Origin of the sequence: Nitrosomonas sp. Nm132, from assembly GCF_900100485.1 — a bacterium.
GTDB lineage: Bacteria > Pseudomonadota > Gammaproteobacteria > Burkholderiales > Nitrosomonadaceae > Nitrosomonas.
This window is the reverse complement of the sequence record NZ_FNDH01000076.1, coordinates 1-6591: the sequence shown is the minus strand read 5'-3', so window position 1 is coordinate 6591 and position 6591 is coordinate 1. Positions and strand designations below refer to the sequence as shown.

5 protein-coding genes and 1 pseudogene are annotated in these 6591 nt (G+C 45.3%); 5 read left to right on the top strand and 1 reads right to left on the bottom strand.

The annotated features are described in order from the left end of the window. From BLP80_RS14085 to BLP80_RS14070, 4 genes and pseudogenes are all read left to right on the top strand, one after another. Nucleotides 1-290: pseudogene (locus BLP80_RS14085) on the top strand (transposase); the annotation flags it as partial. 349 nt (nt 291-639) lie between these two features. Continuing rightward, nucleotides 640-1287, top strand: a complete 648-nt coding sequence (locus tag BLP80_RS14080; protein WP_090544285.1) for a MotA/TolQ/ExbB proton channel family protein — start codon at nt 640-642, stop codon at nt 1285-1287. Beyond that, nucleotides 1274-1675, top strand: coding sequence for an ExbD/TolR family protein (locus tag BLP80_RS14075; protein WP_090544283.1), 402 nt, complete (start codon nt 1274-1276; stop codon nt 1673-1675). Before BLP80_RS14080 ends, BLP80_RS14075 begins: the two co-directional genes overlap by 14 nt. A gap of 38 nt (nt 1676-1713) precedes the next feature. After that, nucleotides 1714-2607 (top strand): hypothetical protein, encoded by an 894-nt coding sequence (locus BLP80_RS14070; RefSeq protein ID WP_090544280.1) that lies wholly within the window; start codon nt 1714-1716, stop codon nt 2605-2607. A gap of 642 nt (nt 2608-3249) precedes the next feature. Here BLP80_RS14070 and BLP80_RS14065 read toward each other — a convergent pair. Continuing rightward, on the bottom strand, nt 3250-4794 hold the full coding sequence (locus tag BLP80_RS14065; protein ID WP_090544278.1) for a metallophosphoesterase family protein: 1545 nt from the start codon (nt 4792-4794) through the stop codon (nt 3250-3252). A gap of 827 nt (nt 4795-5621) precedes the next feature. Here BLP80_RS14065 and BLP80_RS14060 point away from each other — a divergent pair. Further along, nucleotides 5622-6479 (top strand): hypothetical protein, encoded by an 858-nt coding sequence (locus tag BLP80_RS14060; protein ID WP_143002309.1) that lies wholly within the window; start codon nt 5622-5624, stop codon nt 6477-6479. Nucleotides 6480-6591: the final 112 nt, after the last annotated feature.

Sequence of the window (6591 nt, the reverse complement as noted above, 5' to 3'; positions counted from 1 at the left end):
CATCGCGTGGTGCTCAAGGCCGAGGTGCTGGCGGGGAACACCGGGCGGCCAGCCAAAGATAATCAGCGTTACGTGGTCACGTCGCTGCGCAGTCCCACTCCCGGCGCACTCTACCAGCAGGTGTATTGCCCGCGCGGACAAGCGGAGAATTGGATCAAACAAGTGAAGGCCGATTTGAAGTCAGACCGCACCTCGTACCCAGCGCCTGTCCGGTCAGGGCGCTGCTGACAAAAGTCTGTCAACGACTCATTTCAGCCCGTAGGAAATCTGCCATGCTGGCCTCTCCATAACCCGACACGTCCGGCTCACGAGACGATGCCCCCCTTCCCAATAACCAGTTCACGTTTAACCTTGTCGCTAGGGGTAGGGGAGATATCGCCTAAAAATCAAAAAAATAAGGGAGTAGAAACCAGAGTAGGTAACAGAAAATTTATGCAAAGTTCAGGCTACGTTTTCAGCTTCTGGCTTAAAATGGAAAAAGCGCAAAATAGCCACTGCAAACTTTACGAAGAAGTGACTGTGAAGCACGCATTCATCGTACCGGAACTCTCTGATTATCCAGTTTCAGGGGCTTAAATTCAAAGCAATGACCGTTTCGAATCACACGTTATAAAAACATACCCAATCTGGAGTTTATGAATGGAATACCTTAATCAAGCCTGGATCATGCTAAAACTGGGCGGAATCATTATTCTGCCGTTATCTTTGCTGGGTGTCATCGCGCTGGCAATAATGCTCGAAAAAGCGTTTGTTTACTGGCGCTTCGCCCGTCTCTCAAACGATTTGTTAAATCTCATTGAAACCTATGGCTTCAAGTGGGAAGACCTGGAAAAAATCCTCTCAGGACTTGATAAACGCCATTATTACAAGCGCTTCTTTGAAGTTGTGATTTCCAATCGGCACCAACCATCCTGGTGGACTGAATCGCGTGCAGCGGATGAAGCCCAGCTAATTGAAAATTCATTGGCCCGCCGCCTCTGGGCGCTGGAAACAATCGTGACAGCTGCACCGCTGCTGGGGCTCGTAGGAACCGTTGTCGGCATGATGCGCGCTTTTCAAGTCATTGGCAGCGAAGGTATCGTTACCCCCACCGCAGTGACAGGGAGTGTTGCCGAAGCACTCATTGCAACCGTTATTGGTCTGATTATCGCGCTGGTTGCATTATTTGGATTCAATTACTTCTCACGCCTACAATCACAAACCATGGATGAAATGGAACGCCTCGGCACGCGCCTGATCGATCATATCCGGCTGGATCAAAAGGAAGACACCCATGAAACTGCGTAAATCCAGAACACCCCGAAAAGGTTATATCCAGATTATTCCCATGATTGATGTCATGTTCTTTCTGCTCGCGACATTTATGCTGGCTTCGTTATCCATGCAGAATCTGGATTCTCTGCAAGTCAACTTACCCGAAGGCCAAGCCGAGAAACTCAGTGCCGAAAAACCGGTAACTTTAACCCTAACCAAGGACAATGAAATTTTTATCAATAAAGAATCCGTTACCCTCGATACCCTAGTTACCACACTCAAACCGCTGCTTGAGGATGCCAAGCAAAAATTGATCATATCGGCCGACAACGAAGCGCCACAGGGCATTGTGGTTCAGGCGATGCTCCGGGCGCGAAATGCGGGCGTGCAGCATTTCCTGATCGCGGTTCGGCATAAATAATTCCTATATCCCTTAATAGCTTGATAAAGTCCGTTGCGATGAATAGCTCCAGAACAAGGGAAATTCGTCTCTGGTGGCCGCTGCCGCTGGCGGCGCTGCTTTGGCTGATCATCATCTGGGTATTTGGTTTTTACCTGACAGTACCCGAAATCAAAGTCAGTATTGATATTCCTGACGCAATCGAAGCAGAATTCCTGGAGCTTCCGGAACTCGCACAGCCACGAGAACCCGTTCCGCCGCCATCCAAAGGCATCGAGACGCAACCTCAAAATGAAGCGCAGCAAGTAAAAATAGCACCGAAGCGGGTAATGCCGCCGCTTCCGCGCCCCCGGCCCCTCACTCCACTCAAGCCGCCGCCTGTCAAGCAGGATGCGATTGAAACGGCAAAAGTTACACCACCCGGGGAAGAAACCAGAACCGAAGCTCCACAAAAAAAAGATACCGCTGCACCGACCGATTTGTCAGCGTATATTAATCAAAAAAGAAGGCAACAAAACCGGCCGCCTGGTATTTTTGATGGGCCTGAGAACAACAAAAATATTAACTCTGAACCCCAGCCCTCAGCGGAAGAGATCAGGATGGCGAGAGTCAAACGTAACTTGCAAATACCCGGTACCAATGGCATTTTCCAAATTATCAACATTGGCCCACGCTATGCGCAGTTCTCGTTTCGCTCCTGGACAACCGGAGACAGCAATCCGCGGCGAGTATTAATTGAAGTTGAAGCAGGTCCGGATGGTGACATCAAGCGTGCAATCATCCGCAGGATGATCCAGCTCATTCGTCAGTATCATCAGGAAGACTTTCACTGGGAATCAGATCGCCTTAATCGCACCGTCGTCCTGTCCGCACGCCCAGGAGATAGCGAAGGACTCGAAAATTTTTTAATGCGCGAGTTCTTTGGAGAACCTATCCCGCCTTATTTGCGCTGAGCGTCACTGTTCGCCGAGTTCGTTTTTTGTAAAACGCCAATAAGCGAAGCACATTGCGTGAGTAGTAAATCTTTGATATCTGCTCTGCGTATAGAAATAATAAATGCTTTTTTACTAAGGGCGCATTATCCTGTATTCCTAAAAAGATTTCCCCGTAATTGCAAGATGAATTTTATTTCTGGCAAAACCTATTCTTGATAATCCTCTGGTCATGCACAGCAAGCAAGCAGGAGTTGTGCTCTGCTTTGCTCGCTTGTGCGGCCGAGCCACGATAAAATCCGCACACGGATTCCTTATTCAGTTGACGGCTCCACTATCGGTTGTTGATCAAACTTCCGATTGAATTGTAAGCCAGCGGATCTTTACCAGGTTCTTTCCGCGCCGGTCCAACCTATTGCCTATCGCTCCAAAGGTTGCAATTTGGGTTGAAGAAAACCGTCATTCAAAATTCGATGATGAGCGAAAACGGGACTCGAAGTCCGGCGTTCACGCCACTGTGCTTATCAGGCACGCCAGAAAATATCTTTATATAACAATGAGATACACATATATGGCTCGCCAAAACGGATAAATCTGGGCACTACTGGTTTACTAAGATTTCAATTTGACAATCTTGTATATGTAACATCACCATGACTGCAATCATTGCTGCGGAGATACTGCCGCAACGGTTTCGCGGAAGGCTCCGCCATTAATGCTTTCGAAGAACGATGCTATCCAACGCTGAGATTCCGGCTCCCACTCAAGTAGGTTATATGAAACAGGAGAGCCTTCTGCGCCAAGCGAACTACCACAACCAATAGCCGTTAGACGAGCGTGGTTCGACGCACGCGATACCTCGCGTTCCACGTATCTTGCTTTATGTTTGTGTCCGTGAAGAATAGTCTTGATATTCCAATCCATGCACCAATGATGCAATTCTTCTGCATTGGCTAGGACAAGAAGCTTTTCATCTCCAAGGCCGATTACCTTGAGCGCTTTCTGAATCAAAGTTTCAGCTGGAACTTCGAAAGAGAATGGGTGATGATGCACTAAAACTATTGGTAAATAGTGTCTTAATTCTGACCTTGAGGCGATAAGCGTGCGATACTCTCCGCCCAGCTGGCGGAATTGAGAGCTTGAAATTTCACCTCGTGCAAAGACTCCATTCTCCGAAGAGTTGAAGCAGATAAATATCATTTGGCATTGATCGTCGACAACAATCTTCTGCGTTCCGATTGATGCAACATGTTTGTAGTCATCTCCGAACAGACCAATCATTCTTTGATCATGATTGCCAGTAATAGCGATTGGCTCTCGCCCGCCTGCTAGGCGGGTAATATTGTGCTTAAAGTTGGTGAATAAGGTAGCGTAGTTTTTATTTGGTGTGTCAAACAAGTCACCGGTTATGACCACCCGATCAACGTTCTGGACAATTTCACTTAATTCTGCATCAAGAATTGCTTGATTCTCTGTAGCTTCTTCTGTCCCAAAATGAAGATCACTCAAGTGAAGCAACCGACGATATGTTCGTGAAGAACGTTTAGACCATTCTTTGAGAACAAAATCAAAGCCTTGCGTTGTCATAAATGGGAGTGGTCGTTGTCGTCGTGGCTTCATTCGGAATTGCGCATGAAGGAGAAGATCCAAGAGTTCGCTTGCTTGATTGATTTTTGCGAATGCACTTTCACCTGTTTGGGTCCAGAAAATAAACCCTGGCCAGTCTGGTGCAGCATGTAGCGCAGTAGAAAAGGCTGGCACCGGATCGAGCACCTCAAAATTCCGCTCAGTCACTTCGCTCTCAGGTATCAGCACAAGAAGTTGACCATGCATAGGCGCTCTCGCCAGATCGAGGGCTACATCGCGGATTTCCTGGTTCGTACCAACAGCAAGCGCGTAAAGCGGATAGGCAGCGAATTCACTTCGAAGGCCTTCTAACAAACGACTCAAAGTCGAAGGAGGAACCAATACGGATTCTGTGTCCGCTGATCTTTCATACAATTGCGCGGTTGCATTACGCGCAATTGCGGCGATCTCTGTTGGCCACGGCTCGTACCCGTGCTCAGGGATTAAGTAGTGCTCAGCATCATATGAAAGTACATGGAGAAACTCCTCAAGATGTTGCCGAAGGACACGAGGTGGAGCATATGAGCGCGACGTGACGTAAGCCATGATATTGGCGTGTTCTAGTTTGAATATCGCTCCCATTGCTTTCTCCTTGGTTTTATTACTTAATTAGCTTAAGAATAGCATTTAATATAAAGTTTCAACGCACCATTTAATTTTCCCCCATTCAAGTAACACGGGGGGCTACAAATACATACCATTAAAAATAGCTCCCGAATATAAAGGCTCTTCGCCTTTAAGACAATAAGTTAAATCCTATAAGCCACCTATGCGAGCACTCGGACGGAAGGACTGGCGCGTAGGCAAAGCGGCGTTGGTTGATATTCAGGCTCCGCAAACTCAAAATCCATAAGAGGATCCTGCCATCGTACACGTTACACCACAGAGCGGGGTGCCCTTTTGTGAAGTTATGTGCTTGTAGCGCCTTGATTAATATTGCAGAATTGAAGCGACAGCAACACACCCACTCTAAACGATACAACAAAGTAAGCTGGGAATTATTGGTGAAGAAAATATGCTCAGAGAAGAAAGATTGAATAATCTGTGTAAGTAGAAACCGAAGCTCACTCCGATACATTCACCGCCACATTTCTTAAATATCCATATATAACAGACAGTTACTCATTGACAACACTCTTTCCCCGCTGCATGTCAGTGACCGTCGGGCTAATAGTATTATAACTATATGTTTTTATTAATTCTTCACTCGTCAGCGCTCACTAATACACGACACTGATCATCAGATTTGTCACAGCTCTTTTTTACGGATGTCAAACTAATTCTTAATCTTGAACCTTCACAAATCACTTTTAAAGAAACAATGAAGATAGATGTTGCATTTCTAGACTGATGCCTTGGTATGGCTGTATTTTATTAACGGGTTTGTAAATTCTCACTAGGCTGACACGATGGCAAGACCACTAAAATACCCAAAATCGTTTCCTTTTTACACAGCAATTAACGACTTGAGCTCTTCATTGGCTTTGTATCGATATACAGAGTACGGCTTGCTAATAAGAGAGAAACTCGAAATTGAAGGTCCTTATGCAATTCCCGATTCGTATTTTACTGCCTGGAGAGAGCATGGTGGTGGTAGTCGGTCAGGATTAGTCTTATCCAGTAATCATTCTGATTTTGACAACCATAAAAAAACTATATTGACCTACGCCAGAAATCAATTCTTAGTGAATGCGTTCTCTATATTCGAGTTCTTTATTGCTAATACAGTAATATTTATATGGGCTTATTGTGATAGTAAAAGTGAAAGCAAGAAGAAAAATGAATTCATATGGAAGCATCGTGATGAAATAAGAGAATGTAACAAGAATCTTAAATTTATTTGGAGCGAGGAGAAGAAAACTGAATTTTTAGAAAGCCCCGCGATAGCCAACATCGAGGATGATGAGTGGATGATGGATAACTACAGGACTAACGAGCAAAAGAAGCGGATCCAGTTACTTGAGAATGTATGTGGTTTAAATATTCGAGATTTCAACACAGTAGAGAATGGAATTTCATGTGACTGGAAAAAATTCAAATCCTATGAAAGGTTAAGAAACAATATTGCGCATACAGCTGGAAGAAACTCCCTATACATTAACAATGGCCTTGTAAGAAAAGAAATAACCAAAGACGAAATATTGAATATATTTTGGTTTATTCATAATCTTATTGGAAATTTGAATGAGCAAATATATACCTCTGGAATATTTCACTATGAACACCAAATACCAGGCAGTGCGCCACGTAAAGGTACGGTCTGCTGATGAACGTAAAGGTTATACTAGTACTCAGTCATTCTTCTAAAGTCGGGTAAAGTTTCTTCAATTTTACCCGAGCGTCATCATTCGTAAAGCGCCACTCCATGGGACGTGCGGA